We start from the raw sequence: 26894 nt of genomic DNA, 5'->3' as shown, positions 1-26894 counted from the left end.
TTATTCCTTATTAATATTGCTAACGTAGCGTATAAATAGTGTCTCTATATGTTTAATGATAGTGTCTTTTCCTGCTAAGTCGACGTCTTTCCATATACTTAACAATACATCAGGAGTTAACATTGCCATCAATTCAGCACTTTTTTCTTTATGGCTAATATGCCAAGGTTCAACAGCAACCCCTTTTCTGTCTGCATCGTAAGGGAAAAAGAATCCATGTTTTGGTGCATTTTCTTTTAACCATTGACTGAAGGTTGCTTGGTGGCCAGTATTGTATTCCCAAGGTTCAAGTTGTAGGGAGGTATCACTCGGAAGGGTGTTAGAAGCGTAAACATCAAGATCGGTTCCCCAATGATGGCGACTTGCTCCGGGCAGGGCAGACCAACGCATAATCGCATGGATCTTTTCAATCTCACTCATATTGCTGGTATCAAGCGTGTGTCCATCTTCCCCTGAAATGGGACGAACACCATTGAATTTATTATTCCAAATCATCAACTGGCGTTCAAAATCACGAAAACTGCTGGCAATTGTTAGTGTAAAACCAGCCTCTAATGCCGCTTTTTCTAAAGATTGGAAAGATAAAATACAATCATGATAAAGTTGACGATGTGGTGTAACAAAGGAAATATGTTGGCTTGATAAGCCGGTAAGTTCTTGATTGTTCATAAAACACCAAATAATGATAAGAGGAGTTACCCTCTCATCATAACGCCTAAATATGATTAAGCGAGTAGATTATTTAAGACTTCTTGGTACATATCTGTCAGTTTTTCTAAGTCTTCTACTTTAACGCATTCGTTTACTTTATGGATGGTCGCATTAACTGGCCCAAGCTCAATTACTTGAGATCCCATTTGTGCAATGAAGCGTCCATCGGAAGTACCACCAGTGGTTAGCAATTGTGGTTTTTGTTGATTAACTGTGTCAACCGCATCAACGACGGCTGTCAGTAGATCACCAGTATCTGTTAAGAATGGCAGGCCATTAATAATCCAATCTAAATCGTATTCTAGATCGTGTTTATTTAATGTATCAATAACACGTTGCTGTAGACTTTCAACGGTTGATTCAGTACTAAAGCGGAAGTTAAACATAACCTCAAGATCACCCGGGATCACATTAGAAGCACCTGTTCCCCCATTGATATTTGGAATTTGGAAGCTAGTTGGTGGGAAGTAATCATTGCCTTTATCCCATTCTGTCGTAGCAAGTTCTGTTAGTACCGGCATTGCTTGATGGATAGGGTTACGAGCAATATGTGGATAGGCGACATGACCTTGAATGCCTTTTACGGTTAAATTGCCAGTAAGTGATCCTCGACGACCATTTTTTACAACATCACCAACATATTCTGTACTTGATGGTTCGCCCACAATACACATATCAATGATTTCGTTACGCTCTTTTAGCGTATCAACCACACGTGTCGTCCCATTAATAAATGGCCCCTCTTCATCAGAGGTGATTAAAAAAGAGATCGAACCGTTGTGATTAGGATGCTCTGCCACAAAACGTTCAACAGCAACAACCATACAGGCTAGAGAGCCTTTCATATCAGCGGCACCACGAGCGTATAACATGCCATCAATAATGGTTGGTTTAAATGGGTCGGTATCCCAGTGAGCTAATGAGCCCGTAGGAACAACATCGGTATGTCCTGCAAACGTAAATAGCGGCGCTTTTGTGCCACGACGTGCCCAAAAGTTGGTTGTATCTTCAAAGACCATGCTTTCAATGACAAAACCAAGGGCTTCCAAGCGTTTAATCATAAGATCTTGGCAGCCTGCATCTTCAGGTGTGATGGATTGGCGGCTTAGTAGATCTTTGGCAAGCGCTAAGGTTGGGGTATCTGACATTCTGTATTCCTTTACTTCTATTTAATGGTATATCAAATTATGGATGGTGATTTAAACGTTAAAAAGAGCATCATATTGAGCGGGCTTAAAACCTAAATGGTATTGGTCATTTAAGATGAGAACGGGACGTTTAATCATTGCAGGCATTTCTAGAAGTAATTTAATCGCACTCTCTTCATTCAAAGACGCTTTTTGTTCGTCATTTAGCTGACGATAAGTGGTTCCACGTTTATTGACGACATTTTCCCAACCAAGTTGTTGAACGAAAGTGGTTACCATTTCTTTATCGATACCGTCTGTACGGTAATCATGGTAAGTAAAAGCGATGTCATTTGCTTCAAACCACTTCTTACACTTCTTAATAGTATCGCAATTTTTAATTCCGTAAATTACAGTCATGATTTTATTTATTCTTCATTATGTTATTAGCTCAGGCCTATTTATAACTATTATTGAACAAATACGCCAGAGCTGTAGGCTATTTAGTATTCTAAATCTAAGCATCCATCGCACCTAAGATCGATATCGGAAGATCCAGGTATTGTTAACATTGGGTGATTAGCCATAAATCATACTGATACTTATGAAAATTAATTACAAAAAATGCATTTTTATGTGTTTTTTGATGGAATTGTGCGATTATTTTCGTAATTAGTTGATCAATCTCAACATCATAAATATTGAATGATTAATAATTGTTGTTATTAAATCAGGAGGTATCAATGGAGTTGAATCCAGTGTTTGCCAGACGCTTATATTTGGCGTTGTTGGTGCATAATTTAGAAAGACCAAATGTACCGAAGCTTGTCGAATTAACAGGTTGGCCTCGTCGTACGATTCAAGATGTATTGAAAGCCTTACCTGGCATTGGTATTGAATTGATGTTCATTCAAGATGGACGTCGCCATAATGATGGATATTATCGTCTGTCAGATTGGGGGCCTTATGATCCAGAATGGGTATGCTCACGAGAAGATGAAATTGCATCGACTTTATATCATTAGCACTATGCTTTTAACTGTGCTGAGGATTAAATAAAAACGCCAACATAATTGTTGGCGTTTTTATTTTCTATGAATGAGGGCTAGTTAGAACTAAAAATACCTACGGACAAGTATAAGCAGAACCCAGTAAAGTTACTGATGTATTAAATGTCATTGGGTTTTGAAGTACGACTATATTTGCGCCTAATGTTTGAGCTTCGTTTTTCATATCATTGACAGCGGCTATCATTAAGTCTTTATTTGATATAAAGAAAAATGTATACCAATGACCTTCACTTCCTGTCACTGTACCTACTTCCGTGCAACCTTGAACCACACTATCATTGTAATGAAGTGCAATGGTTTCAGATTCATCGTTCACTGGCTGTGTTGTAAGTGCACAACCATTAAGTAAAAAGAGACTTAAGAGTCCTGTTATCAATAATTTCATATTATGAGTCTAAGTAAATTAATGTTGCCGCAACTCGTGATTTTACATTCAGTTTTTTTAATAAACTTTTCATGTGAACTTTTACAGTAGCTTCAGAAATAAATAGTTTATCGGCGACTTGTTTATTTCGCATTCCTTTTGCTACGTTTTGCAGGATTTCCAGCTCACGAGCGGTAAGGGTTGCTAATTTATCATCGCCATTATTTTCTTGTTCTAAACAGGCTTTTACTTGTTCTGAGTAGGTTTTACCACCTTTCATCGCTTCTTTAAGTAAAGCAATTAACTCATCAGGCTCACTGTCTTTTAATAAATAACCATCCGCACCAGCTTTAATCAATGTTTTTATGTCTTGCTTATTATCCGAAACGGTTAAGATGACGATAGGACAGGTAACGCCTTCATTTCGCAATGCGTGTAATGTATCTAACCCTGACATCCCTTTCATATTAAGGTCAAGTAGTACTAAATCAGGTTCATTTTGGGAGATTAGGGCAACGGCATCGGTGCCATTACTTGCTTCGCCTATTAGAGTAAACTCATCTTCAAAAGAGAGCAGTTGACCAATTCCGCGACGCATTAAGGGATGATCGTCAACGATAACAACATTCCACATAAATTTTACCTTCTCTTTCTATTGGTTAAGTGGAAACGTAACGTTCACTGTACAACCGTGTTCAAATTCTGAGGATATTGATAAAGTCCCGCGAACAAAGTTCGCACGCTCTTGCATTATTCTCAATCCATAATGATTAATTTTTTCTTTTGTAGGGTCGAAGCCTACTCCATCATCTTCAATGTTAATGCAGCCTTGCTCACCTTCTTGAAAACAGGTAATGATAATATTATCAGCTTTTGAATGTTTGATTGCATTTAATGTTGCTTCTCGTATTAATTGCAATAAATGTACATGCTGTTGAGCATTTATTGGCAGTGAAGGAAGTTCATTATTTACTCTCAAGTTAATGTCAGTTTGTGAAGCCAATGTGGTGGTTATTTCTTGTAAAGCTTCACCAAAATGAGCTTTGTTGATAGTTAGTCTAAAGGTGTTAAGTAGCTCTCTTAATTGAGTATAGGCACTTTTAAGTCCTTCATCTAATTCTATTAAGGTATTACTTGTATTTTTACAGTCGCACTTCGAAAGTTGACGTTTTAATAGTGTGGTTTGAATTTTTAAATAGGATAAGGATTGAGCTAAGGAGTCATGTAATTCTCGGGCAATAGCAGATCGTTCTTCTAAAAGAATGAGTTGATGGGTTTGTTTCTGAGCTTGATTATAGAAAACACCACGAGCAAGAATATTTGAAATATTAATGATGAGTTTTTGATCGGGACAAGGGAGGGAGAATTGCCACATTAAATAGCCAAGTTGCTCTCCATCAATGCTCAGTTCTTGCAAGCTCCATGGTGAGTCATTCGCTTCGCCACTGGTTATCTCCCAATCTCCTCCTGATTTTTCTTCAACAATTAATCGAGCACTGGTTATACCTTCAATATGAACGAAAGTATCTAAAATGTTTTTAAATACTTGTTCATCTAATTGAGAAGCCGAAAGTTGCTGTGAGCATTGATAAAGCGTGGTTAATGAGCGGTTGGCTTGACTTAACTTTTTGGTTTTATCTTCAACTCTGCTTTCTAATTCTCTGTAATTAAGATTGATTTGTTGAGCCATGTGGTTGAATGAATCACTTAATAACCCTAATTCATTGTCACTTTTTAAGTTAACTTGGACGGAGTAATTGCCATTCGTCATTGCTTTACTTGCGGCAACCAGATGATGGAGTGGACTGACGATTTTTCGTTGTGTAAAAAAGATAATGAATAGGCTTAAAAGCAGGATTAACGATAACCCAAGTGCACCAATAAAGGATAAAAGTTGCAGTTTTCGTTCGGAAAATTGTTGTAATTGGAAAACGAAATGATCGATCTCATCTACAAAAAGAGACACTTTATTCAGGTAAACCTGTTTGTTATCACTGAGTAATGCGGGCTTTAGCGAGTGCCATTGTAAACGGATATCTTGATAAGATAATTCAATATCATTAGGAACAAACCATTGCTCTAAAGCTTGAAAAGAAGGGGATTCAATAGAGTCTGAAAATTTATTTAAGTGGTTTATGATTTCAGGCGAATTGCTCTCAATATCGTAAGCTAATCGATAGCTTTGCATGCGTAATGAGCCTGCAATATTGACGGCTTCGGCATCTTTTAGGCTTGATGATAAGGTAATTAGGGCCAAGCTAGTGGTAATGATAGAAACAAGAACAATCCATAGCATCACTTGAGCAATGGTCTTTGTTAGAACTGAGGTTTTTGTATGTTTCATGTTTGTTAAATGTAGCCTATTATTAGTTAACGGCAAGTTAGGTCTATTTTGTTGTTTTTATTTGTTTTAAAAGTTGATCTAAGACAAGTATACCCCTTCTTTAACCATTATGAGGTATATCATTAAAAATGACAAAATTTAAAATCCATCGTGTATAAATATGAACAGATGAAAGGAGTTGTGAGTAGATGAGTCAAAAAAATACGATTGACCATTCTAAACGAGGTCTTTTTCGTCGCTTCTCTAATAAGGAAAATATACATCCTTTAATACAACAGCGGTTACCTTGGGTTCATGGTGAAGCGAATTTTGTTTCTCAATGCACTCAGTGTGAAAAATGCATAACTGCCTGTGAAGAAAACATAATTGTTAAAGGTGATGGTGGGTTTCCCATTGTCGATTTTACCAAGGGAGAGTGTACGTTCTGTGAGGGATGTGCTCAAAGTTGCCCTGAAAACTTATTTGATTTAACCGTAGTGTCAGCTTTTTCTCATAAAATATCTATAAATAAAAGCTGCTTAGCAAAACAATCGATTGAATGTCGTAGTTGTAGCGATATGTGTGAAACACAAGCCATTCGTTTTCAATTAGTGCTAGGAAATGTCGCTCAGCCTCAACTTAATTTAGATGTGTGTAATGGATGTGGGGGCTGCGTTGCTGCGTGCCCTACTTCTGCTATTAGCATGACACTGGAAGAGCAAACATAATGTTAGATAATTTGCCTGAGAATGAAGTTCATATTTCAAGTGTAGTAGTGCATGTAAAACCTGAATTTTTAGAACAAACAAAAGAAAGAATTTTAGAAATACCGAATGCGGAAATCTATGGAGAAAGTGAGGAGGGCAAACTAGTCGTTGTACTTGAAACTGAAAACCAAGGATATATCACCGATTCAATCGATAAAATAAATGACTTCGAAGGAATACTAACGGTAGCGTTAGTATTCCACCAAATCGAGCACTTTGATTCGCAATGTGAGGATGAATCATGAAAATGACAAGACGTGCGTTTGTTAAAGCAAACGCCGCAGCATCAGCTGCAGCTGTTGCAGGTATTACACTGCCTGCTTCAGCAACTAATTTAATCGTTAGTTCTGACGAAACAAAAATTAAATGGGATAAAGCGCCTTGTCGTTTTTGTGGAACGGGTTGTTCTGTACTAGTAGGTACTCAAAAAGGTCGGGTTGTTGCGACTCAAGGTGATCCTGAAGCACCAGTAAACAAAGGTCTTAACTGTATTAAAGGTTATTTCCTATCTAAAATCATGTACGGAAAAGATCGTCTTCAAACGCCAATGCTGCGTATGACGGATGGCAAATACGACAAAGAAGGTGAGTTTACGCCTGTTTCTTGGGATGTTGCTTTTGACACAATGGCTGAGAAATGGAAAGCGGCTCTGAAAAAACATGGTCCAACAGGTGTTGGTATGTTTGGTTCAGGTCAGTGGACGGTAATGGAAGGCTATGCAGCGGTTAAGCTGATGAAAGCTGGTTTTCGTTCAAATAACATCGATCCAAACGCTCGTCACTGTATGGCTTCTGCGGTAGGTGCGTTTATGCGTACTTTCGGTATTGATGAACCAATGGGTTGTTACGATGACTTTGAACACGCAGACGCTTTTGTTCTGTGGGGGTCAAACATGGCTGAAATGCACCCAGTATTATGGACTCGTATTTCAGATCGTCGTTTAAGTAATCCGCACGTTAAAGTGAACGTATTATCGACTTACTACCACCGTTCATTTGAATTAGCAGACAAAGGGTACATTTTTGAACCTCAATCTGACCTTGCTATTGCTAACTTTGTTGCGAATTACATTATCGAAAACGATGCAGTTAACTGGGATTTCGTAAATAAACACACGAATTTCAAGCAAGCTACAACAGACATTGGTTACGGCCTTCGTGATGATGATCCGTTACAAATGGAAGCTGAAAATCCTAACTCAGGTGCGATGTCTTCAATTAACTTTGAAGAATATAAAGCGTCTGTTGCGCCTTATACGGCGAAGAAAGCGTCTGAAATGTCAGGGGTATCAGAAGAAGATTTGATCACTCTGGCTAAGCAATACGCCGATCCAAAAACAAAAGTAATGTCGTTATGGACAATGGGCATGAACCAACACACTCGCGGTGTTTGGATGAACAGCCTTGTTTATAACCTTCACTTATTAACAGGTAAAATATCTACGCCAGGTAATAGCCCGTTCTCATTGACAGGTCAGCCATCAGCGTGTGGTACGGCTCGTGAAGTCGGTACGTTCTCACACCGTTTACCTGCCGATATGATGGTTGCTAATCCTAAGCACCGTAAGATCGCTGAAAACATCTGGAAACTACCTGAAGGTACGATTCCTGCAAAACCAGGTGCTCATGCTGTTGTACAAGATCGCATGCTTAAAGATGGCAAGATCAACGCTTACTGGGTTATGTGTAACAACAACATGCAAGCAGGTCCAAATATTAATGGTGAGCGTCTTCCGGGTTACCGTAATCCAGAAAACTTCATTGTGTGTTCTGACCCATACCCAACAGTAACTGCTCAAGCATCTGATTTGATTCTTCCAACAGCAATGTGGGTAGAGAAAGAAGGAGCTTATGGTAATGCAGAGCGTCGTACTCAAGCTTGGTATCAACAAGTACAAGCAACAGGTGAAGCAAAATCTGATTTATGGCAAATCATGGAATTCTCAAAACGCTTCACAGTAGAAGAAGTGTGGGGCGAAGAGCTATTAGCTAAAGCACCGGAGTTCCGTGGTAAAACTATGTATGACGTACTTTACAAAAATGGCAACGTAGATGCTTTCCCATTATCTGAAGCTCAAGAGCTAAATGATGATGCGAAAGATCAAGGCTTCTATGTTCAAAAAGGCCTATTTGAAGAGTATGCAACGTTTGGTCGTGGTCATGGTCATGATTTAGCACCGTATGATACTTACCACCAAGTACGTGGCTTACGTTGGCCTGTTGTTGATGGTAAAGAAACATTATGGCGCTTTAAAGAAGGCTCAGATCCATACGCTAAAAAAGGGTCTGATTGGGACTTCTATGGCAAGCCTGATGGTAAAGCTCTGATTATTTCTGCACCATATGAAGCGCCTCCTGAAGTTCCTGGCGAAGAGTTTGATATGTGGTTATGTACTGGTCGTGTTCTTGAGCATTGGCATACAGGAACAATGACTCGTCGTGTTCCTGAACTGTATAAAGCCGTTCCAGATGCACTTTGTTATATCCATCCAGCGGACGCGAAAAAACGTGATTTACGCCGTGGTGAAGAAGTATTAATTTCAAACAAACGTGGTGAAGTTCGCGTTCGTGTTGAAACTCGTGGTCGTAACCGTCCGCCAGAAGGATTGGTATTTATCCCATTCTTTGATGCTCGCATCTTAATTAACAAATTGATTTTGGACGCAACCGATCCGCTTTCTAAGCAAACGGATTACAAAAAGTGCCCAGTGAAAATCACTAAAATTGCTTAATTAATAATTGATAGGCCATCGACTCGGTGGTCTATTTCAAAGAGTTTGCCTTAAGGCGGAGAAAGTAGAATGAAAAAATTCATTATAGCGCTGATGTCAGTAGGACTATTGTTAGCTGGCGCAGTCCAAGCAGAAGCAGAGCAAAAAGCGGAAGTGACTAATCCAGGTGGTATTGGTGGCGTAGAATCATTGCGTGGTGCATCAGAGTTGGAGACAACTCGCCCAGCGGATGACTTTAAGCGTTTCCCTCGTGATCATGCACTAGAAAGTGATTATGTATATCAACCACCTTTGGTGCCACATACTATTCGTAACTATGAAGTATCATTAAATGCGAATAAATGTCTATCATGTCATAGCTGGAAAAATGCCAAAGAAATGGGCGCAACGAAGATCAGTGTTACGCACTATATGAACCGTGAAGACGCTGTACTTTCAGATGTATCACCTCGTCGTTATTTCTGTCTACAATGTCACGTCCCTCAAGCTGATGCGAAACCATTAGTTGAGAATGAATTTGAACGTGTGGACTCATTGCGCTAGTTGATAGCCAATACTGTTAAGAGAGGCTATACATGAAATTATTAAAAGCATTTTGGAAGCGTTTTTCATCTCCAAGTAAAGCAGCAGTAGGTATTGTCCTATTTATGGGTTTTATGGGTGGGTTGCTTTTCTGGGGCGCATTTAACACGGGTATGGAAGCAACCAATACAGAAGAATTCTGTTCTGGCTGTCATGCTCCGATTGTTAAAGAAATCCAAGAAACGATTCACTACTCAAACCGTTCTGGGGTTCGTGCTATCTGTTCTGATTGTCACGTCCCTCATAATTGGACAGATAAAATCGTACGTAAAGTTCAAGCATCAAAGGAATTGTTTGCGCATTACGTAACTAAAACGATTGATACTGAAGAGAAATTTAAAGAACGTCGAGGTCATTTAGCTGAGCGAGAATGGCATCGAATGAAAGCGAATAACTCTCAAGAGTGTCGTAATTGTCATGAATTTAACTACATGGATTTCTCAGAGCAAGGCCCTCGTAGTGCGAAACAGCACTCAACGGCACTCGCATCAGGTGATAAAACCTGTGTAGATTGCCATAAAGGTATTGCACATAAACTGCCTGACATGTCTGGCGTTGAAGGTTGGTAAGGAGATAGCATGAGTACATTAGAGTCTGTTATTTGGCATACGTTAGGTTACATTGCAATGCCTAGTATTATCCTTGGTGGATTTGCTGCTGTTGCTGTTTTATCTATTTGGGTGTTATCACTTAAAGCAGATAAAGAATCGTAATGTAGAGACAGAAGTAATAATAAAATGAAAGAGATGAAGCTTAACGGCTCCATCTCTTTTTTGTATTTAAAACCCTAATACAGAATAATAAATAAAGCCTGCCCAGCTTAGAGCAAGCAGTATCCAGGGTAATGTTTTGTTCGATTCTGAATTTATCTGATCTTGTTGAGCTTGTTTTGTTTCTATATCTGAGGTCGTCTCGTTATTTTGTTTCTGACGTAGTGTTTTTTTCTTTAATTTATCCGCTTCTCTTGCTTTTTCTTTTTGCTGTTTCTTATAAAGCGTAATGCCTTTTTCAATACCTTGAGCGATCAGTTTAGTTTGTTCTTTTGTTTGTGTTGGTTTTTGTGTAGCTTTAGCTATCTTCAGCGCTTCTGTTTGAGACTCTATAGATACCGAGCCTTTTGATTTGTTGTTATTTTTCATACTTTACTCTCAATTTTTCATATTTAATTTTATCTTTATATATCATTGAAATATAAACAATACAAAGTGTGACGGAAATATAGATTTTGATCTTTGAAGTGTATCTAGCTCAAAGTTTTTATTTTATTCAATCGTTATTCTTAATCATTTCAGTATTCTGAACAAGTCTACTGAGTATGTTATTAGTTAATTTAAGCGGTATTAGTTAATTGAAAGGTAGATAATGCAGTATTCATTTGATGCATACGATAAACATGGTTGGTTAAAACCGCCGGTATGGTTATGGTTTGGGTGGGCAATATTAATTCGCTCTGTGGTGGTTTTTGTTATGGCAGGAGCCAGCCGCGAACAAGGCTCCGATTTACTCGCTTTGTTTTATCCAAGTCATGCTCATTTGTACACGAGTTTATATTTAAGCTTGCCCATTGTGTTTTATATGTGGTTAAGCAGCTTTAAAAAGCCCACACACCCTTTTATGCTGACAATTTGGAAGCAAGGTAGGTGGCTAACGATAGTGATGGTTCTGATGGACCTCACAATGTTAATTGAATCGGTTTTTGTTAATCGTGGAGAGTTTCAGCCTGGAAGTGCAATCATAATTCTTCTTCTTAGCTGGTTTTTAATATTTTTATTACGTAGTAAGAGAGTAAAAATATGCTTTAGTCTGACTTAATAGAGGGGGCAGACAATGGATCTATCAACAAGTGCATTATTATTTAGTGCGTTATTAAGCCCGCTAGCAATGGCGGATTGGCAATTGGATTTGGGGTTAGAGATTAATCGCCCGAATTTACAACGCATCACTAACTCATCAGCGTCATTAGTGCTGGGTGAAGATACTTTAGTTTTTAATTCAATCGATAATCAATCTCAAGTGCAAGCGTGGGCCGAGCTTAAAAATATCGATGCTGAAAATGTCGAAATTGCTTTTCGTGTCACTGAAGAAGGTGGGGGGAAAATCAGAATATTATGTGCTCCAACAATTATTACCAAATTAAATAATTTAGAGTCTTACATGGTGTCTGATTCTTCAGCAAATGAAACAGTAAAACTTTCGGTTGAAGTAATTTCTTCATAAACTCTTATTTTTTATCAAACAATTCCATGGTTTATTACATATAATGAGCTCAGTTAATCCAAAATAGAAAGGAACTGAGTTCATGTCACATACTCCTCAAACTGCATTACTGCCAGAACCAGATCGATTTGCATTATACGTAACGTTAAATATCAAAACTAACGCTCAGCTTGTGTTAGAGCAACTGCAAGCACTTCCAGTATTCATCTCTGAATTAAATGAAAATCAGCCAGACGCGAATTTAAGTAGCGCCATTTCTTTTGGTGCTGATTTTTGGGCAACGTTATCTGCCTCTATGCCTTCTGAATTGGCTAAATTTAAGCCGTTGGGTAAAGGTGATATTACCGCACCAGCAACTCATGGTGATGTATTGATCCATCTTCATTCTAATCGCCATGATTTACATTTCTATATTTTACGTAAATTGATGAATGTGATTTCCGAGCATGTAGAAATTCTAGAAGAAACGTCTGGATATCGTTTCCTTGATTCTCGTGATATGACTGATTTTGTTGATGGGACAGAAAATCCAAAAAATGAAGCGCGCGCTGAAGTGGCGTTAATTAAAGAGGGTGAGTTTGCGGGAGGTAGCTACATGATGTGCCAACGTTTTGTACACAAATTACCAGCATGGAATCGTTTATCAGTATCAGCCCAAGAAAAAGTGATTGGTCGCACTAAGTCTGATTCTATAGAGCTAGAAGATGTTCCAGCAGCTTCTCACGTTGGTCGCGTTGATATTAAAGAAGATGGCAAAGGCGTTAAGATTCTACGTCATAGCCTGCCATATGGTTCGGTATCTGGCGATCATGGTTTACTGTTTATCGCTTACTGCCACTCTGTGCATAATTTCCAAGTGATGTTGGATAGCATGTATGGTGAAATTGATGGTAAAACGGACCAATTATTACGCTTTACTGATGCAGTTACTGGTGGGTACTTTTTTGCACCATCACAAGAAATGCTAGCAGAGCTAAAGATAAAATAACGACTATTGATTCTATTAGGAGGGAGGCTGGTTTAAGTTTTCCTTTTATAAGAGTGATACAAAAAGGCCGCTGTTTCTATCTCTTATTGAAAGAGAAAGTAACCGCGGCCTTTTTATTGTCTTATATTAACTAAATCAATCGATTAAGATAGACTATTTAGTTACTCTAAGTACTGGAGATTCACCAACAGTAACAGCACCAGAAAGCTTAGTAAGCTCTTTGATTTCGTCCATGTTAGAGATAACAACTGGAGTTAGTGTTGATTTAGCGTGCTCTTCAAGGTACGCAAGATCGAATTCGATTACGGTGTCGCCAGCTTTAACTTCTTGGCCTTCTTCAGCGATACGAGTAAAGCCTTTACCTTTAAGTTCAACAGTATCGATACCGAAGTGAACAAAAAGCTCGATGCCATCGTTAGATTCGATAGAGAAAGCGTGGTTAGTTTCGAAGATTTTACCGATAGTACCGTTTACTGGAGCAACCATTTTGTTGCCAGCAGGTTTGATAGCAATACCGTCACCAACGATTTTTTCAGCGAACACTACATCTGGCACATCTTCAATGTTTACAATTTCACCAGAAAGAGGTGCGATGATGTCAATTGCTGCAGCGTCAGCGCTTTCAGACGAAAATGCGCTTTTAATTTTGTCAAACAGACCCATTGTGTAGCTCCCTAAAGTTTATATTAAATAGCCACTAAAACTTAGTGGCTATATTTAATTCTTTGCAACTATACTATTACTTAGTATTTTCTGCGATAAATTTTTCAACGTGAGCTTCAATTTCTGCTGCTGTTGGCATTTGAAGTGCTTCATCTGCCATTGCTTTTACTGCTGCAAAGTTTGAGTTACGAACGATTTTCTTAACAAGAGGGATAGAAATACCACTCATGCTGAATTCGTCTAAGCCCATACCTAAAAGAAGTAAACTTGCACGCTCATCACCCGCTAACTCGCCACACATACCTGTCCATTTACCTTCTTTGTGAGAAGCGTCGATTACTTGCTTAATTACAAGCAGAACCGCTGGAGATAGTGGGTTGTATAGGTGAGAAATCATTTCGTTACCACGGTCAACAGCAAGAGTATATTGTGTTAAATCGTTAGTACCGATAGAGAAGAAGCTAACTTCTTTTGCTAAATGATGTGCAATTGCAGCGGCTGCTGGCGTTTCAACCATAACACCAATCTCGATGCTCTCGTCAAACGCTAGGCCTTCAGCTCGAAGTTCTACTTTGTATTCTTCGATAGCTTTTTTCAGCTCACGGATTTCTTCAACAGAAATGATCATTGGGAACATGATACGCAGTTTACCGTGTGCAGATGCACGTAAAATACCACGTAATTGATCACGTAGAATTTCACGACGGTCTAAACTGATACGGATTGCACGCCATCCTAAGAATGGGTTCATTTCTTCAGGAAGATCCATGTATGGTAGATCTTTATCACCACCGATATCCATAGTACGGATAATCACTGATTCACCATGCATCGCTTCTGCTACTTCTTTATAAGCAACATATTGCTCTTCTTCAGTAGGAAGAGCATCGCGATCCATAAATAGGAATTCTGTACGATACAGACCAACACCTTCGCCGCCGTTACGGATGATACCGTCACAGTCTTTAACTGTACCGATGTTACCGCAAACTTCAACTTGGTGGCCATCTAAAGTGATAGCTGGTAGGTCTTTTAGTTTTGCTAGTTCTTCTTTTTCTGCAATTAAGTCGTCACGAGTTTTCTTCGATTCAGCCAGTTCTGCTTCTGATGGATTGATAACAATTCTATTGTTAACCGCATCAAGAATTAGCATGTCGCCATTTTTCACTTGCTTAGTGATATCGTTAGTACCAACGATAGCAGGAAGTTCAAGAGAACGCGCCATGATAGAAGTGTGAGAAGTGCGACCGCCGATGTCACAAGCAAAACCAAGAACGTAATCTAGGTTTATTTGTGCCGTTTCAGACGGTGTTAAATCTTTAGCAACTAGGATAACTTCTTCATTAATATTGCTTAAAGAAACAATCGTAATGCCCAGTGCATTTTTAACAAAGCGGCTACCTATATCACGGATATCTGTAGCGCGCTCTTTTAGATAGTCATCATCTAAAGATTCAAGTGCACATGCTTGCTCTTCAATTACAGAATAAATTGCAAAATCAGCAGAAAGCTTGTCGTCTCTTATAAGGGCTAAGATTTCTTCTTCTAGCTCTTCATCTTCAAGAAGCATAATGTGCCCCTCAAAAATTGCTTCTTTTTCTTCGCCAAATGTTGCTAGCGCTTTCGCTTTAACCGCTTCTAATTGCTCAGAAGACTTAGCTCTAGCGTCAAAGAAACATTTAACTTCTGCTTCTACTTGAGATTCAGAGATTGGAGTTTTGTTTAGGACAATTTCATCTTCTTGAAGAAGTAGTGCTTTACCAAAAGCAATACCTGGAGATGCTAGAATGCCAGAAATCATAGCTTTACCTTAACATTGATCAAATTAGAGAATGAGAATAATTAAAGAAAAAGCTGATTAATGCAGCTCGTCCATTAGTTTAACTAGGTGGTCTACTGCTTCTTTCTCTTGAGTGCCTTCAGCAGAGATAGTTACGTTAGTACCTTTAGTTAGACCTAAAGTTTGTAGTTTAAAAAGGCTAGTAGCACTTGCACTTTTACCATTAGAAGTAACAGTGATTTTTGCATCAAAACCTTTCGCTTCTTTAACGAACTGAGCCGCTGGACGAGTGTGAAGGCCGTTTTCTGCAGTGATTACTACGTCTTGTGAATACATTGTGTATACCCCGATTTATATTTTATGTTGAATTAATGTCGTTAACCAATTCTGTTTATGACTGTACTTTCGCACATCATTGCTTCAGAAACAATGCGCCTTAGTGTAAATAAGTTAACGGCAGTAATTTATACATACTGTCTTATTCTGTAATATTAAGGTGGTCCAATATTGATATATTATATTGGATTGTAATTATTTTACACCTAAAATTAAAGAGGCTTGATTATTACTAAGGAGGGAAATGAAATCAACAAAAAAACCCCATAAGGGGCTTTTTTGGCGTAAAAATTGATTTGAACACATGAATATTGCAGATTTATTGTTCGTTTTCTTGTTCTGTAAATAAACCAGCAAAGAGTGCAGTGCTTAGGTAGCGCTCGCCTGAGCTTGGTAATATGACGACAATTTGCTTATCTGCAAATTCAGGAAGTTCAGCAATACGGTTTGCCGCAACAACAGCAGCGCCAGAAGAGATACCCGCTAAAATACCTTCTTCTTCCATTAAGCGACGAGTCATAGCAATTGCATCTTCAGAGTTTACAGCCTCAACACGGTCGATCAGAGTTAGATCTAAGTTACCAGGAATAAACCCAGCGCCAATACCTTGGATTTTGTGTGGTGATGGTTTTAGATCTTGTCCAGCAAGCGCTTGGGTAATGACTGGAGATTCTGCGGGCTCAACTGCAACAGATAAAACGGCTTTGTTTTTAGTGTGCTTCAAATAACGACTTGTACCCGTTAATGTACCACCGGTACCGACACCAGCAACAAATACATCAATATTACCGTCGGTCGCTTCCCAAATTTCAGGACCTGTTGTTTTCTCATGAACTGCTGGGTTTGCCGGGTTATTGAATTGCTGAAGAAGTAAGTATTTACTAGGGTCGCTAGCAACAATTTCTTCCGCTTTAGCAATAGCGCCGCCCATGCCTTTTGCCGCTTCAGTAAGAATAAGGTTTGCCCCAAGCGCTTTAAGTAGTTTACGACGCTCTAAACTCATAGAGGCAGGCATGGTTAACGTTAATTTGTAACCTCGGGCGGCAGCAACAAAAGCAAGTGAAATACCAGTATTACCAGAAGTAGGCTCTACCAGCTCAATACCTTCTTTTAGTGTACCTGCTTTCTCTGCTTCCCAAACCATGTTTGCACCAATGCGACACTTCACACTGAAGCTTGGGTTACGCGCTTCTATTTTGGCTAATACGTTGCCGTTACTTACACGGTTAAGGCGTACAAGAGGAGTGTTACCAATCGTTTGAGTATTGTCTTCGTAAATCTTTGTCATGATCTGTTCCTTCATTTCACGTAACGCGTGATTCAATATGGAGTAAATTTTTTGGTGACTCATTTGAGCAACTCGACCTACTTAGAATACGAAGAGTTTCTTAAATGAGAAAGGATCAAAAGGTTATAAGTTATGGATTAACGGTTTGCATGTGTATCACGATAAATATCGACCCACATAGCAGTGGCTCCACAAACTGCGATAGGCATAACAAATAGGTTTAAAATTGGTGTCATAGTAAAGACGGTGACTAATGAACCAAACGATAGGCATTTACCTCGTTTGTTTTTTAACTCATCTCGCATGGTTTCAAAAGGTACTTTGTGGTTATCAAACGGATAATCACAATATTGAATCGCCATCATCCAAGCAGTAAATAAAAACCACAAAATAGGAGCGATACTTTGACCTATTGCAGGAATAAAAAATAAAATGAACAACCCTAATGCTTTTGGAAGGTAATATTTTAGTTTCTGCCATTCACGTTTGAAGATCCGTGGGAAATCTTTTAATGCGTCAATGATCCCACCATCAGGTGCGGGTTGATTTGTTAATTTCGCTTCTAAATGCTCAGCTAATAACCCATTGAATGGCGCAGCTATCCAGTTGGCGATAGTGCTGAAAAAATAAGAAAATACAGCAAGAATACTAATGACAATTAATGGCCATAATAGATAAGAAAGCCAATCTAACCAACTTGGTATTTGAGACAATATTTGTTCAATCCACTCACCTATTTGATTAAAAAGATAAAAGAATGAGCCACCTAATAAAAGGATGTTTATTAAAAGAGGAATAAAAACAAAGCGACGTATCCCTGGTGTCATAGCTAGGGAAATGCCTTTTAAAAAATATTGAACACCTGAGTGAGTTTGCTTAAATGAATTCATAATGATTAATTGCGGTTGTGTATCATGCATTCACTATACTCAAAAATCAGCACAAAGAAATGACATTAACGTAAATAAAGGGGGGATAAATTGTTCAAATGTAAGATTTATGTCACCACTTTCATTTTGTTATTCAACAATAGGGCTATAATTTGGTACATTACCAATAAGTAGTGGTAGATTAGCGTTAATAGTTAAACTACCTTCATAGTAGTTGAGGTAAACTTCCCTTGTATTTTTACAAGAAAAGGGGGAGTTCAATAAAGCAGAAGAGCAGAGAGTTAGCGATGCAAGAATTGCGATTAGTGTTGATACTTGTTGGGGCATTAGCCATTGCGGCGTTATTGTTTCATGGCTTGTGGACAAGTCGAAAAGAAACAAGCTCAAAATTTGGGAAGAAAATAGATATAGATTTTGATGCTGATGAAGATGAAGATGAAGATCAACCTGCCCCAGAACGTGGTTTTTCCCAATCAAAGACAGAGTTTGATGCACCCAAAGAGAGAAAGGAGCCTGCATTTACTCGTGAAGAGCCTGCTTTTTCAAATGACCCTCTTTTGGATTACGATAGTCAAGAGAGAGCGCGAGAATCTGTGGTGCCGGTTAATTCTCCATCTATTGAAGTGCCGACTGTACAAATCAATGAAGAGACGGTGAATGAACCTGCACTTAACAATGATTCAGCATTTAAAGAAGAATCATCTATTTCATTCTCAGCCATTGATGATGGTGATGTTATTTCAACAAAGCCTGTTTCTAATAAAGTTATCGAACCAAAAGTAGATGTTCCAAAAGTAGATGCTGACGTTCCAATAGTAACAGTAGAGCCAATAGTAACAGTAGAGCCAATAGTAACAGTAGAGTCAGTAGTTGAACCCATTGTAGAATCAGAGCCTGAACCAGAAGAAGACGTTATTGTCATTAACGTTCATGGTATGGGGAGTGAACGTTTCAGTGGTAATCGTTTATTTAATAGCTTAGAGCAAAATGGCTTGGTGTTTGGTGATATGGCGATTTACCATCGTCATTCAGATTTATCAGGTAGCGGTAAAGTATTATTTAGTGCGGCAAATATGGTTGCTCCGGGGCATTTTCAAGTTCAAGAGGGGGAAGTGTTTTCGACTCCAGGTATTTCACTATTCTTACCACTTCCTTGTTACGGAGATGCTGAGTATAACTTTAAGCTAATGCTGCAAACGGCTCAGTTAGTGAGTTCAGAGCTTGGTGGTAATATCTTGGATGAAAAACGAGATATGCTGACCCCAAATAAGATAGATGAATATAAACGACGTGCAAAAGTGTTTTGCCGTAAATAGATCGTTTATTATTATAGTTAATTGAGAAAGGCTCCTTGTGGGTCTTTAGTTTTCACTTAACTTATTGTTTTTAATATTATTTAAATTAATCTTCGCCACAAATTGACCACATACCGTTAGAAATCAATACGAAAGCCACTCACTGATTATGTGTGTGGCTTTTTATTTTAACGAAATTGACATCTTGTGGACTCGTCATTTACAAGCTACTAATTGATATATGATAAATATCAATTGAGTGATGGGAAGATAACGCAGATGAGTTTGCTGAATTTAATATTCGCATTGATAATCTAGATAATGACGTAGCAACATTATGAACCTTAATCGAACAATATCAGTTAAGAGCGGGTAACTTAAAAGATATTATCGATGGTAAGAGCTTAGTTTTAATGATTCTTAATGGATCTCGTAAACTTACTAAATACCATATCTAGGCTTGGACAAACGCATGAACTATCATCCTGTTAATGGTTACATTACGTTAATCAATGATAATGTTTAATGACGAATTAGGTGGTTATCATTCAACCAAACATTGACTATAATAATAGCCTAACTTAACTTACGACTACATTTCAAACTTGTTTTTTTCACAAAAAATCTACTCATGTGCTTACCCTGATATCCAAGCGATTTCAATCAAATTTAATATTAGTCCCGCATTGTTTTTTAGGTGCGCAAGCTGAGTCTTCACATTTTCGGTTTCCAAATCCGCGTGTTGGGAGTTCGAATCTCTCCACCCCTGCCATACAATTGCATAGTTATGCAGAACGAAAAAAGCCCGCTAGGATTAGCGGGCTTTTTTTTGTTGTAAATTGTTTTTATCCCACAATCATTCAGAGCAAAAACGCATTCATATCCTACTTGATGCGGGTTTACCCTACGAAAAGTTATCCGAATTGGTTGTTTTTTGTGTCTTTAATCATGGAGTAAATTCAACTAACAGCCTAAGATACTGTTATCATTAGTCGTTTATACTTAACACTTGAATATCAGAGGTACTTTAATGTCCGAATATTGCTTTTTTACCCCCGAGTCACAAGCGCTCGCGGAGTCTTCCGGCCTAAAAGAACGTATTGAAAGCTACGCGGAAACTAACAAAAAACAAGTTTACGTTTTAAATAAACCGTTATCAAAGGAAGACTCAACCTACGATTATGAAGGTGCGTTTGTGGTCTTCGCAGCAGGTTCAAAGCCTTGTTTTATTGATACCGCGAATAATGAATATGGATTTGAAGATTATATTGAAGATTTTTTTGATGATGTTTCCTTCTTATCTGAAAAATTTCAATATCGTAAAAAAATTGGACGAAAAAAGCACTGGAATGACCTATTCACTCAAGTTACATCTGATGAATTGGATTTAGAGTCTCTAAAGCTAACAAAGCCAACAGAGAAACGAGTAGCTGACCTTATCATATCTTTAGTTATCGGTAGTATTAATGATGTTTCTAAGATAAATCTAGAAGCAGAAAGTCTACTAGACATGATCAAATCAAAAATAGTTCTATTCGATACAGACCAAACCAGTTTCGTTTTTAAGTCTGGATCTAATAAAAAATTCGTAATACAAGGGCTAGCAGGATCAGGAAAAACTGAATTGCTGCTTCATAAGCTCAAAGAAATCTACTCTAGTGACCAAGAAGCTAGAATAGCGTTTACATGTTACAACAAGATTTTATCTTCTAGCATGAAGAACCGTATTCCGACATTCTTTGACTTCATGAAAGTTGAACGCCAAATTGATTGGGACAATAAACTATTTTGTTTCCACTCATGGGGTAGCGGTAGAATACCGTATTCAGGTATGTACAGATACATCTGTTATAAATACCAGATTCCATTTGGTACACTTTCATCAGGCTCTTTCGACTCGTTATGTAGTAAAGCTATCAACGAGATAAAAAATCAATCACTAACAGGTGACGACCAATTCATCTATGACTATGTTTTTATAGATGAAAGCCAAGACTTCGGTGAAAGTTTTATCGAGTTATGTGAGTTGGTAACAAGTAAGAAGGTTTTTGTTGCAGGCGACGTGTTCCAAAATATCTTTAGACCTATAGACGAAACGGTGAGCCATGCAGATCTTGTACTAAAGAAATGCTATCGAACAGACCCTAGTAATTTGATGATTTCACATGCGCTTGGAATGGGACTATATGAAGATCCTGTATTACGTTGGTTAAAACCAAATGAATGGGATGCTTGTGGTTATAACTATTCTGAGGTTGACGGTAAAGTTAGAGTATCAAGAGATCCATTGAGGCGTTTTGAGGATATTCCCGACGATTACAAATCAACTTTTATCTCTGTTATTGATGAATCTAAGACCATCGCAGATTCAATATTCGAAGTGGTAGAAAATATTAAATCTAAGCATGAGAGTATTTCAGCGGGTGATATCGCTGTATTATTCCTAGATAAACGTAATTATATTTATGATGTCATTCCAGTGCTTGCTCGTAAAGTTCATGAGAAATTAGGTTGGGATGTAAACATTTCGCACGACACTAAGACTAGCGATAATGATAAATTTTTCATTTCCAATATAAATAATGCTAAAGGTTTAGAGTTCCCATTTGTAATTTGTTTTGCAAAAGATCTAAATAAAAACGCCTCTTTTAGAAACGGCTTGTACACGATGATGGCTCGTTCATTTTTAGAAAGCCACCTAATCTTAGGCTCTAGTACTGACACATCTTTACTAACCAACCTTGAAAATGGTTTAAGCTGCCTCAAAGAAAATGGCTATATGGAATTAAGAATTCCATCAGAAGAAGAGATAGCAAATCAGAATGATATGATTGTATGGGATGAAGGCCCAACTATCGAAGAAAGAATTCGTGAATACTGCGACTCAAAGGATGCTTCACCACGCTTGACAGCCAAACTAGTACACAGAGTTGGTGATATGATGTATGACATTGAGTTCGAAGAAAGCTACTTCAATGAAATAATGGTACTTGAGTATAAGAGGAATGAACAACTATGAGTGCTTTTTATTATCATAGTATTCCAGGGCACTACATGTCTGGCTTTCAAGCCGTTAGGAATTCATTAGATAACTTGTCTAATATTTTACAACTGGCTGAAATTATAAACTCATGTCCAGATCATAGCGAAGGTGCTAATAAAGATAATTTCGATATTGCTGTTTTTACTAATGACTTTCATCGTTTCTTAGTGAAAAAAGATGACGGCTACTTCTCTATGTCTATTCCTTTTCAAGTCATAGTTGAGAATGGAAATATGTCATTTAACTGTGACTTGCTTGAACAACCGGTTAGTGGGAAGTTTATATCTATTATGCGGAACGCAATTATTACTACTCATGGTAATTTGCATTCGCATGAAGAAGTTATTATGTCTTTACACGATAACTTCAATGTATCGTTCTCTGAGGCAACAGCATATTATGATACATTTGCTGCTTTGATTTCTGAGGATCATGGTTACTTTCGTTTTGATGATGATGAAAATCATGCTAACGGAGATGTTCACCCAAGATACCATTTTGATATTTTTTACAAAAACAATTCTTCATTAAAAATAGGCTACGACAAAATTGCTGGCGTGGATTGTCTAATCTCACTTGCAGATAAAGTAACACCCAAAAAATATCTCTTAGAACGCTTATGACATCATATGTAATATAGAGCTCCTGTGGCCCTTTTTTATTGATGTTAGATATAGGTCTTGCACTTTAATCAGATATATATTGCATGAGTAGAATGCCTTACAGAAAATTATTAATGAATTGCTAATTTAGCAAAGTCACTGATGTGTTTTTGTCCAAATACGAGTTAAATAAGATTGATATATTGCATTTAACCTACTTAATTACACTCGGCATTTTTAGTCTGCCGAGTGTTTTTTTTGTTTTAACGGTTAATTGTTGAGTTTGTTTACTGTTGCACTATAAGTCTCTTCTTCCATCTCTATTCCAATGAATTTTCTATTTAGCGTCAAGCACGCCTTACCCGTTGAACCTGAGCCCATAAATGCATCAAGTACCACTGCACCTTCTCGACTGCTGCTTGAGATAACATGCTCGAGTAAATCCGCAGGTTTTTCACAGGGGTGTTTTCCTTGGTAATATTGAACGGGTGCAAACGTCCACACATCGGTATAAGGCACTTCATCAGTCACATAAAAAGGTCTTCTCAGGCTTTCATATTCTGCTTTTAGTTCATCGTATTCTTTTACGAGGTTTCCGTATTCACTGTGCAATGCTTGGTATTCGTTAGTGAGCTCAGCGTGCGTTTTGGATAGTTGACCACTCTTTGATGCGAACAGTTCTTGCAGTTGTTTGTATTGTGTTTCTGTTGGAAGTTTCCACTGACTTAACGAGAACCAATGCGAGCACATTTGTGTGCCGGTGGCTTGGTTGATTTCTTTTGCTGAAATATTAAGTGCGTCTTTCGCGTTCTTGAAGTAATCCATTAGCGGTTTAAACACGGTCTTCTTTAATTCCGTACATTTCGTGGCGTACTGGCTGCATCCTTTCGCAAACCCTTCTGAATCATAATGCCCTGCAAAGATGACGCGCTCAGTTGCCGGAAAGAACGAACGTAAGTGTGGCTTGCGTGCTCGTCGCCATACGCCAGAGGGTTTCGCCCATACGATATGATTAAATACATCAAACCGCGCACGGATAAGTAATTCCGTATCTGCCGCTAACTTTGAACCACAGAACAGGTATAAATTGCCAGAGGGTTTCAATACGCGCCAGAACTCAACCAATACCTCATCAAGCCACGCCAGAAAAGTTTCGACGTTTGGCCATTGGTTATCCCATGCGTTTTTCTTCACTTGGAAATAAGGCGGGTCAGTCAAAATTAAATCAATAGAATTATCAGGTAAGGTTTTAAGGTAATGCAGGCAGTCAGCATGAATAAGTTGCAGTTGTCCGTTATGCAGGGTGGTAGTGTGCATTTGTTACTCCAATTAAATAAGAGCCTTGAATGCAAAGAAACGCAGCCACATGAAGTGGCTGAGTGGGTTGATATGCTTCCTCTCCAAATATTAATCTGGGTCTCAGGTACTCAAGGCATAAAAACTGGAATGATTATATCAACTTAAAATGAAGCTGTATATCCATACAGGTGCATTTATGCGCGAGTATATTCGCCATTATCTAATTGTTGAAGATAACCAAAAAAAGCGAGTTGCTCAAAGATAAGGGTTATATGACTGCGGCTTTGATTGGGAAGCGTGATATTTTCAGGGGTTATTGGGTAACGAGAGGCGGCTAATATAATGTGTTCAACCGTGGCTTCTTGGCCTTTCTTAATCGGTAGCATGTTATGCATCTCCATTGTAAATGTTATCTAGGCAAGTAAGGCGACCATGTAACTCTGAGGCAGTGCGAATGCTTGGGGCTATCATTTCACTGAGTAACATTTCTTCAGTTGCGGATAGGCTTTCTTTTTCTTTGTGGGTCATTTCTTCACAAGCGGCGCTGTTTATCTCAAAAATTACCTTGCGTAACTGATTGGCCAACTCGGTGGCGTGGCTTATTTTTTCTTTTATTATTTGGGTTGTCATGGCTTTTGCCTTGTTAATTGGTGTGCAATGACAGTAGCTCTGCACACCAATCACAGCGAGTCGTGTTTTATCAAAAAGAGGTCTTGAACGCACTCTTTAGTTTTACCCAAAAATAAGACTCGCCTTTGGTTCAACGTTAGGGCTGTCTTGTTTTAATTTCCATTAATAACTCATCATCATATTACCAACATCAATACTCAAATTAGTCCCTTTATCACTACTTACCTTATCAACAGTGACTGGTTTTTCTGACTTGATCGTCAACGCCACTTCCGATTGACTTCGGATATTTTGGGTCGTTAATGGTGTCATTTGCTGCATAGGTCTTACGCTTGAATTTATTTGTCCAGGACTTGGGTTATATTTACCATTATCGCTCATTGAACTCTCACGTTTATTCGTGTTTTTGTTCGCCGTTTCATTGGTAATGACGCCGAGCTCTATGCTCTTATCTTTTAAATTGCCAATTTTGGTGGTCATTTCATCCACCTTTTTGATGGATTCATCATCCTCATCGCCAAAACCAAAAAAGCTACCAATACCACTCATGACAGAGCCAAGGTCGGTAAATTTACTAATCAGGTAAAGGATTGCAACACCTGCTGCCATGACTGCTGCCACAATCAAACCGATAGGGTTGGCAAACATGACCGCATTCAGCGCAAAAAAGGCTATTTTCACAAGAGCGATTGTGGCCACGATTTCAGAAAAGTTATTGCTCAGAAATAAAATAGCACCTCCCATTGCTTTAAATGCAGTAAACACACCACTCACAACTCTTCTTAAATCCTCAACAGCCTCCGCTCTCCAGTCCATGTTCTTCATCTTTTCGGCGAAACCACCAAAGATAATGGACAACTCTTTCATGATAGGAGTTAATGCGCTAATTTTTAACGAGTTGATAATTGCGCTCAGTTTTTTAAATGTTCCTTCAAACTCACTAGCCGCTGTAAGTGAATCTGGGCTTATTGGCCCGCCAGTATCTTTGAGGTCTTGCTTTGCTTTATTGAGTCCATTAGTACCGGCTTTTAATACCGACAACATCTTTTCACTGTCACCCCCAAAGAACTCATCCGCCATGAAGTTCTGCTTGGATACGTCCGTCTCTTTCGCAATTTCACGAAGTAATACCTGATAAGCTCCCATTGAGTCTTTAGCGTTCATTAAATCTTTATAGGCCTGACCATTGCCAGTGTCTTTAAAGTAGTCATTCATGGCACCAGATTTTAGGGTTTTCATTTCAGCCCAGCGCAGATTCATTTCCTTGATTGCAGCGTCCATATCCTCCGCTTCTGCGCCAGCACCTTTAGCTTGCAGCCGCATTGCTTGCAGTGCATCAACGGGCATTGCTACGTCTTTTGCTGCTCTTGATAACTCATTCACCTGTGCAGCCGTATCAGCGATGATAACGCCAAACCCCGCCATAGAGCCAAGCGCAGTACCACCGACCATTGCACCATTTTGTGCCATTTCAATGGATGGCATTTTTATTGATTTTTGCACTTTGTTGAGAGGTGTCATTACGGCTTGAAGTCTTTTGTATCGCTTGCTCATCTTATCAATTTTTGGTGCATGGCTGTCGTAGTTAGTCGATAGGCGAGCAAATTCATCATCGAGCTTACTCGCATCGATACCGGCTTTTTTCATGCCCTTGCTAACCTGGGTTAAACGTTGGCTATGCTCACCACTGACTCTCGCAAGGCTTGCCACTTTCTCTGCTTGTTTAGCTAATTGACTGGTGAGAATGGCATTAGGTCTATTGACGGCCACAGCCTCAGTTCTTAATGATTTGAGTGCTTTAGATTGATCAAGGATCATTTTGTTTAGCTTTTTATTCGAGCCACCTGCGGCTTCCGAATGCGCTTTAAGTTTAGCCAGGCTTTTTACTTGTTTCTCAATCTCTGTGTTTAACGTTTTTTTTGCATTTGTTGCTGAGGTTTCTTTGGCTTGCAGGGCGGTCAATTTGTCTTTGGCTTCATTTAAACTAATTGCACTCTTATCGACTTCTTTACCTATTGCCTTATAGGAGTCAATAAGGTGCAGAGCTGCACTGTCATCTGACTGTGCTTTCTTTATGTCGTTAATCTTCTTTGCGTAATGATCTGAATCACTCGTCATGCCTTTTAATGGACCTTTGACTTTATCTACAATACTCATAACAACAGATAAATTCATTTTCATGTTACTT

At 38.6% G+C, this 26894-nt stretch carries 29 protein-coding genes; 13 read left to right on the top strand and 16 right to left on the bottom strand.

The window, feature by feature from the left end; translation table 11 throughout:
* Genes Q1K78_RS01935 through Q1K78_RS01925 form a run of 3 tightly spaced genes read right to left on the bottom strand, consistent with a single transcriptional unit; the run spans position 1 to position 2258 of the window.
* A complete protein-coding gene (locus Q1K78_RS01935; protein WP_300173852.1) occupies positions 1–669 on the bottom strand; it encodes a M15 family metallopeptidase in 669 nt (222 codons plus the stop codon).
* 56 nt (positions 670–725) lie between these two features.
* On the bottom strand, positions 726–1859 hold the full coding sequence (gene dapE, locus Q1K78_RS01930; protein WP_300173850.1) for a succinyl-diaminopimelate desuccinylase: 1134 nt from the start codon (positions 1857–1859) through the stop codon (positions 726–728).
* Positions 1860–1910: 51 nt separating this feature from the next.
* Complete coding sequence (locus tag Q1K78_RS01925; protein WP_300173848.1) at positions 1911–2258, bottom strand: ArsC family reductase; 348 nt, start codon at positions 2256–2258, stop codon at positions 1911–1913.
* A gap of 323 nt (positions 2259–2581) precedes the next feature.
* Between Q1K78_RS01925 and Q1K78_RS01920 the strand changes: the two genes are divergently transcribed.
* A complete protein-coding gene (locus tag Q1K78_RS01920; protein WP_060991618.1) occupies positions 2582–2863 on the top strand; it encodes a helix-turn-helix domain-containing protein in 282 nt (93 codons plus the stop codon).
* Positions 2864–2963: 100 nt separating this feature from the next.
* Here Q1K78_RS01920 and Q1K78_RS01915 read toward each other — a convergent pair whose 3' ends face one another.
* The 3 genes from Q1K78_RS01915 to narQ are packed head-to-tail and all read right to left on the bottom strand — an operon-like array spanning position 2964 to position 5616.
* Entirely contained in the window at positions 2964–3293 is a 330-nt protein-coding gene (locus Q1K78_RS01915; protein ID WP_300173843.1) for a DUF4156 domain-containing protein, read from the bottom strand.
* A gap of 1 nt (position 3294) precedes the next feature.
* On the bottom strand, positions 3295–3906 hold the full coding sequence (locus tag Q1K78_RS01910) for a response regulator (protein ID WP_300173841.1): 612 nt from the start codon (positions 3904–3906) through the stop codon (positions 3295–3297).
* A gap of 18 nt (positions 3907–3924) precedes the next feature.
* Positions 3925–5616, bottom strand: coding sequence for a nitrate/nitrite two-component system sensor histidine kinase NarQ (narQ, locus tag Q1K78_RS01905; RefSeq protein ID WP_300173839.1), 1692 nt, complete (start codon positions 5614–5616; stop codon positions 3925–3927).
* A gap of 188 nt (positions 5617–5804) precedes the next feature.
* On the opposite strand from narQ, the gene napF reads away from it, so the two are divergent.
* The 6 genes from napF to Q1K78_RS01875 all read left to right on the top strand — a co-directional run bounded on the left by napF (position 5805) and on the right by Q1K78_RS01875 (position 10388).
* A complete protein-coding gene (gene napF, locus Q1K78_RS01900) occupies positions 5805–6323 on the top strand; it encodes a ferredoxin-type protein NapF (protein WP_300173837.1) in 519 nt (172 codons plus the stop codon).
* 11 nt (positions 6324–6334) lie between these two features.
* On the top strand, positions 6335–6607 hold the full coding sequence (locus Q1K78_RS01895; protein WP_300174017.1) for a chaperone NapD: 273 nt from the start codon (positions 6335–6337) through the stop codon (positions 6605–6607).
* On the top strand, positions 6604–9093 hold the full coding sequence (gene napA, locus Q1K78_RS01890; protein ID WP_300173835.1) for a periplasmic nitrate reductase subunit alpha: 2490 nt from the start codon (positions 6604–6606) through the stop codon (positions 9091–9093). The genes Q1K78_RS01895 and napA overlap by 4 nt, the downstream gene beginning before the upstream one ends.
* A gap of 69 nt (positions 9094–9162) precedes the next feature.
* Positions 9163–9636 carry a nitrate reductase cytochrome c-type subunit gene (locus Q1K78_RS01885; protein ID WP_300173833.1) on the top strand — a complete coding sequence of 158 codons (474 nt, stop codon included), beginning with the start codon at positions 9163–9165 and terminating at the stop codon, positions 9634–9636.
* Between the two features lie 32 nt (positions 9637–9668).
* Entirely contained in the window at positions 9669–10244 is a 576-nt protein-coding gene (locus Q1K78_RS01880; RefSeq protein ID WP_300173831.1) for a NapC/NirT family cytochrome c, read from the top strand.
* A gap of 9 nt (positions 10245–10253) precedes the next feature.
* A complete protein-coding gene (locus Q1K78_RS01875; RefSeq protein ID WP_300173829.1) occupies positions 10254–10388 on the top strand; it encodes a TIGR02808 family protein in 135 nt (44 codons plus the stop codon).
* 66 nt (positions 10389–10454) lie between these two features.
* Here the strand turns inward: Q1K78_RS01875 and Q1K78_RS01870 are convergent, their stop codons facing one another.
* Positions 10455–10814, bottom strand: coding sequence for a DUF2956 domain-containing protein (locus Q1K78_RS01870; protein ID WP_300173827.1), 360 nt, complete (start codon positions 10812–10814; stop codon positions 10455–10457).
* Between the two features lie 223 nt (positions 10815–11037).
* Between Q1K78_RS01870 and Q1K78_RS01865 the strand changes: the two genes are divergently transcribed.
* The 3 genes from Q1K78_RS01865 to Q1K78_RS01855 all read left to right on the top strand — a co-directional run bounded on the left by Q1K78_RS01865 (position 11038) and on the right by Q1K78_RS01855 (position 12880).
* Complete coding sequence (locus tag Q1K78_RS01865) at positions 11038–11487, top strand: DUF2919 domain-containing protein (RefSeq protein ID WP_300173825.1); 450 nt, start codon at positions 11038–11040, stop codon at positions 11485–11487.
* A 15-nt stretch (positions 11488–11502) separates the two neighbouring features.
* Positions 11503–11892 (top strand): hypothetical protein, encoded by a 390-nt coding sequence (locus Q1K78_RS01860; RefSeq protein WP_300173823.1) that lies wholly within the window; start codon positions 11503–11505, stop codon positions 11890–11892.
* Between the two features lie 82 nt (positions 11893–11974).
* Complete coding sequence (locus Q1K78_RS01855) at positions 11975–12880, top strand: Dyp-type peroxidase (RefSeq protein WP_300173821.1); 906 nt, start codon at positions 11975–11977, stop codon at positions 12878–12880.
* Between the two features lie 153 nt (positions 12881–13033).
* Here Q1K78_RS01855 and crr read toward each other — a convergent pair whose 3' ends face one another.
* The 5 genes from crr to cysZ all read right to left on the bottom strand — a co-directional run bounded on the left by crr (position 13034) and on the right by cysZ (position 17837).
* Positions 13034–13543, bottom strand: a complete 510-nt coding sequence (gene crr / locus Q1K78_RS01850) for a PTS glucose transporter subunit IIA (protein ID WP_300173819.1) — start codon at positions 13541–13543, stop codon at positions 13034–13036.
* 76 nt (positions 13544–13619) lie between these two features.
* Entirely contained in the window at positions 13620–15344 is a 1725-nt protein-coding gene (gene ptsI / locus Q1K78_RS01845) for a phosphoenolpyruvate-protein phosphotransferase PtsI (RefSeq protein ID WP_300173817.1), read from the bottom strand.
* A 57-nt stretch (positions 15345–15401) separates the two neighbouring features.
* Positions 15402–15659, bottom strand: a complete 258-nt coding sequence (gene ptsH / locus Q1K78_RS01840; RefSeq protein WP_300173815.1) for a phosphocarrier protein Hpr — start codon at positions 15657–15659, stop codon at positions 15402–15404.
* Positions 15660–15978: 319 nt separating this feature from the next.
* Entirely contained in the window at positions 15979–16947 is a 969-nt protein-coding gene (cysK, locus tag Q1K78_RS01835) for a cysteine synthase A (RefSeq protein WP_300173813.1), read from the bottom strand.
* 137 nt (positions 16948–17084) lie between these two features.
* Positions 17085–17837, bottom strand: a complete 753-nt coding sequence (gene cysZ / locus Q1K78_RS01830) for a sulfate transporter CysZ (protein ID WP_300174015.1) — start codon at positions 17835–17837, stop codon at positions 17085–17087.
* Positions 17838–18124: 287 nt separating this feature from the next.
* Between cysZ and zipA the strand changes: the two genes are divergently transcribed.
* The 3 genes from zipA (at position 18125) to Q1K78_RS01815 (ending at position 22798) form a co-directional block, all read left to right on the top strand.
* A complete protein-coding gene (gene zipA, locus Q1K78_RS01825; protein ID WP_300173811.1) occupies positions 18125–19153 on the top strand; it encodes a cell division protein ZipA in 1029 nt (342 codons plus the stop codon).
* Between the two features lie 1009 nt (positions 19154–20162).
* Positions 20163–22151 carry an ATP-binding domain-containing protein gene (locus tag Q1K78_RS01820; protein ID WP_300173809.1) on the top strand — a complete coding sequence of 663 codons (1989 nt, stop codon included), beginning with the start codon at positions 20163–20165 and terminating at the stop codon, positions 22149–22151.
* Positions 22148–22798 carry a hypothetical protein gene (locus Q1K78_RS01815; protein ID WP_300173807.1) on the top strand — a complete coding sequence of 217 codons (651 nt, stop codon included), beginning with the start codon at positions 22148–22150 and terminating at the stop codon, positions 22796–22798. The genes Q1K78_RS01820 and Q1K78_RS01815 overlap by 4 nt, the downstream gene beginning before the upstream one ends.
* Positions 22799–23047: 249 nt before the next feature.
* Here the strand turns inward: Q1K78_RS01815 and Q1K78_RS01810 are convergent, their stop codons facing one another.
* The 4 genes from Q1K78_RS01810 to Q1K78_RS01795 all read right to left on the bottom strand — a co-directional run bounded on the left by Q1K78_RS01810 (position 23048) and on the right by Q1K78_RS01795 (position 26887).
* Entirely contained in the window at positions 23048–24094 is a 1047-nt protein-coding gene (locus Q1K78_RS01810) for a DNA methyltransferase (RefSeq protein ID WP_300173805.1), read from the bottom strand.
* Positions 24095–24270: 176 nt separating this feature from the next.
* Complete coding sequence (locus tag Q1K78_RS01805; protein ID WP_300173803.1) at positions 24271–24462, bottom strand: hypothetical protein; 192 nt, start codon at positions 24460–24462, stop codon at positions 24271–24273.
* 1 nt (position 24463) lies between these two features.
* Positions 24464–24706, bottom strand: coding sequence for a hypothetical protein (locus tag Q1K78_RS01800; protein WP_300173801.1), 243 nt, complete (start codon positions 24704–24706; stop codon positions 24464–24466).
* A gap of 162 nt (positions 24707–24868) precedes the next feature.
* A complete protein-coding gene (locus Q1K78_RS01795) occupies positions 24869–26887 on the bottom strand; it encodes a hypothetical protein (RefSeq protein ID WP_300173799.1) in 2019 nt (672 codons plus the stop codon).
* Between the last annotated feature and the right edge of the window lie 7 nt (positions 26888–26894).

This window comes from uncultured Aliivibrio sp. (assembly GCF_946479765.1).
Lineage (GTDB): Bacteria > Pseudomonadota > Gammaproteobacteria > Enterobacterales > Vibrionaceae > Aliivibrio.
Note: the sequence above shows the minus strand (reverse complement) of the source record. Positions and strands in the feature narration are given on the sequence as shown.

Excerpts from the sequence above, each read along its gene's own strand:
- Q1K78_RS01935 (WP_300173852.1), bottom strand. The coding sequence starts at position 669 with ATGAACAATCAAGAACTTACCGGCTTATCAAGCCAACATATTTCCTTT.
- dapE (WP_300173850.1), bottom strand. The coding sequence starts at position 1,859 with ATGTCAGATACCCCAACCTTAGCGCTTGCCAAAGATCTACTAAGCCGC.
- Q1K78_RS01925 (WP_300173848.1), bottom strand. The coding sequence starts at position 2,258 with ATGACTGTAATTTACGGAATTAAAAATTGCGATACTATTAAGAAGTGT.
- Q1K78_RS01920 (WP_060991618.1), top strand. The coding sequence starts at position 2,582 with ATGGAGTTGAATCCAGTGTTTGCCAGACGCTTATATTTGGCGTTGTTG.
- Q1K78_RS01915 (WP_300173843.1), bottom strand. The coding sequence starts at position 3,293 with ATGAAATTATTGATAACAGGACTCTTAAGTCTCTTTTTACTTAATGGT.
- Q1K78_RS01910 (WP_300173841.1), bottom strand. The coding sequence starts at position 3,906 with ATGTGGAATGTTGTTATCGTTGACGATCATCCCTTAATGCGTCGCGGA.
- narQ (WP_300173839.1), bottom strand. The coding sequence starts at position 5,616 with ATGAAACATACAAAAACCTCAGTTCTAACAAAGACCATTGCTCAAGTG.
- napF (WP_300173837.1), top strand. The coding sequence starts at position 5,805 with ATGAGTCAAAAAAATACGATTGACCATTCTAAACGAGGTCTTTTTCGT.
- napA (WP_300173835.1), top strand. The coding sequence starts at position 6,604 with ATGAAAATGACAAGACGTGCGTTTGTTAAAGCAAACGCCGCAGCATCA.
- Q1K78_RS01885 (WP_300173833.1), top strand. The coding sequence starts at position 9,163 with ATGAAAAAATTCATTATAGCGCTGATGTCAGTAGGACTATTGTTAGCT.
- Q1K78_RS01880 (WP_300173831.1), top strand. The coding sequence starts at position 9,669 with ATGAAATTATTAAAAGCATTTTGGAAGCGTTTTTCATCTCCAAGTAAA.
- Q1K78_RS01875 (WP_300173829.1), top strand. The coding sequence starts at position 10,254 with ATGAGTACATTAGAGTCTGTTATTTGGCATACGTTAGGTTACATTGCA.
- Q1K78_RS01870 (WP_300173827.1), bottom strand. The coding sequence starts at position 10,814 with ATGAAAAATAACAACAAATCAAAAGGCTCGGTATCTATAGAGTCTCAA.
- Q1K78_RS01865 (WP_300173825.1), top strand. The coding sequence starts at position 11,038 with ATGCAGTATTCATTTGATGCATACGATAAACATGGTTGGTTAAAACCG.
- Q1K78_RS01860 (WP_300173823.1), top strand. The coding sequence starts at position 11,503 with ATGGATCTATCAACAAGTGCATTATTATTTAGTGCGTTATTAAGCCCG.
- Q1K78_RS01855 (WP_300173821.1), top strand. The coding sequence starts at position 11,975 with ATGTCACATACTCCTCAAACTGCATTACTGCCAGAACCAGATCGATTT.
- crr (WP_300173819.1), bottom strand. The coding sequence starts at position 13,543 with ATGGGTCTGTTTGACAAAATTAAAAGCGCATTTTCGTCTGAAAGCGCT.
- ptsI (WP_300173817.1), bottom strand. The coding sequence starts at position 15,344 with ATGATTTCTGGCATTCTAGCATCTCCAGGTATTGCTTTTGGTAAAGCA.
- ptsH (WP_300173815.1), bottom strand. The coding sequence starts at position 15,659 with ATGTATTCACAAGACGTAGTAATCACTGCAGAAAACGGCCTTCACACT.
- cysK (WP_300173813.1), bottom strand. The coding sequence starts at position 16,947 with ATGACAAAGATTTACGAAGACAATACTCAAACGATTGGTAACACTCCT.
- cysZ (WP_300174015.1), bottom strand. The coding sequence starts at position 17,837 with ATGAATTCATTTAAGCAAACTCACTCAGGTGTTCAATATTTTTTAAAA.
- zipA (WP_300173811.1), top strand. The coding sequence starts at position 18,125 with ATGCAAGAATTGCGATTAGTGTTGATACTTGTTGGGGCATTAGCCATT.
- Q1K78_RS01820 (WP_300173809.1), top strand. The coding sequence starts at position 20,163 with ATGTCCGAATATTGCTTTTTTACCCCCGAGTCACAAGCGCTCGCGGAG.
- Q1K78_RS01815 (WP_300173807.1), top strand. The coding sequence starts at position 22,148 with ATGAGTGCTTTTTATTATCATAGTATTCCAGGGCACTACATGTCTGGC.
- Q1K78_RS01810 (WP_300173805.1), bottom strand. The coding sequence starts at position 24,094 with ATGCACACTACCACCCTGCATAACGGACAACTGCAACTTATTCATGCT.
- Q1K78_RS01805 (WP_300173803.1), bottom strand. The coding sequence starts at position 24,462 with ATGCTACCGATTAAGAAAGGCCAAGAAGCCACGGTTGAACACATTATA.
- Q1K78_RS01800 (WP_300173801.1), bottom strand. The coding sequence starts at position 24,706 with ATGACAACCCAAATAATAAAAGAAAAAATAAGCCACGCCACCGAGTTG.
- Q1K78_RS01795 (WP_300173799.1), bottom strand. The coding sequence starts at position 26,887 with ATGAAAATGAATTTATCTGTTGTTATGAGTATTGTAGATAAAGTCAAA.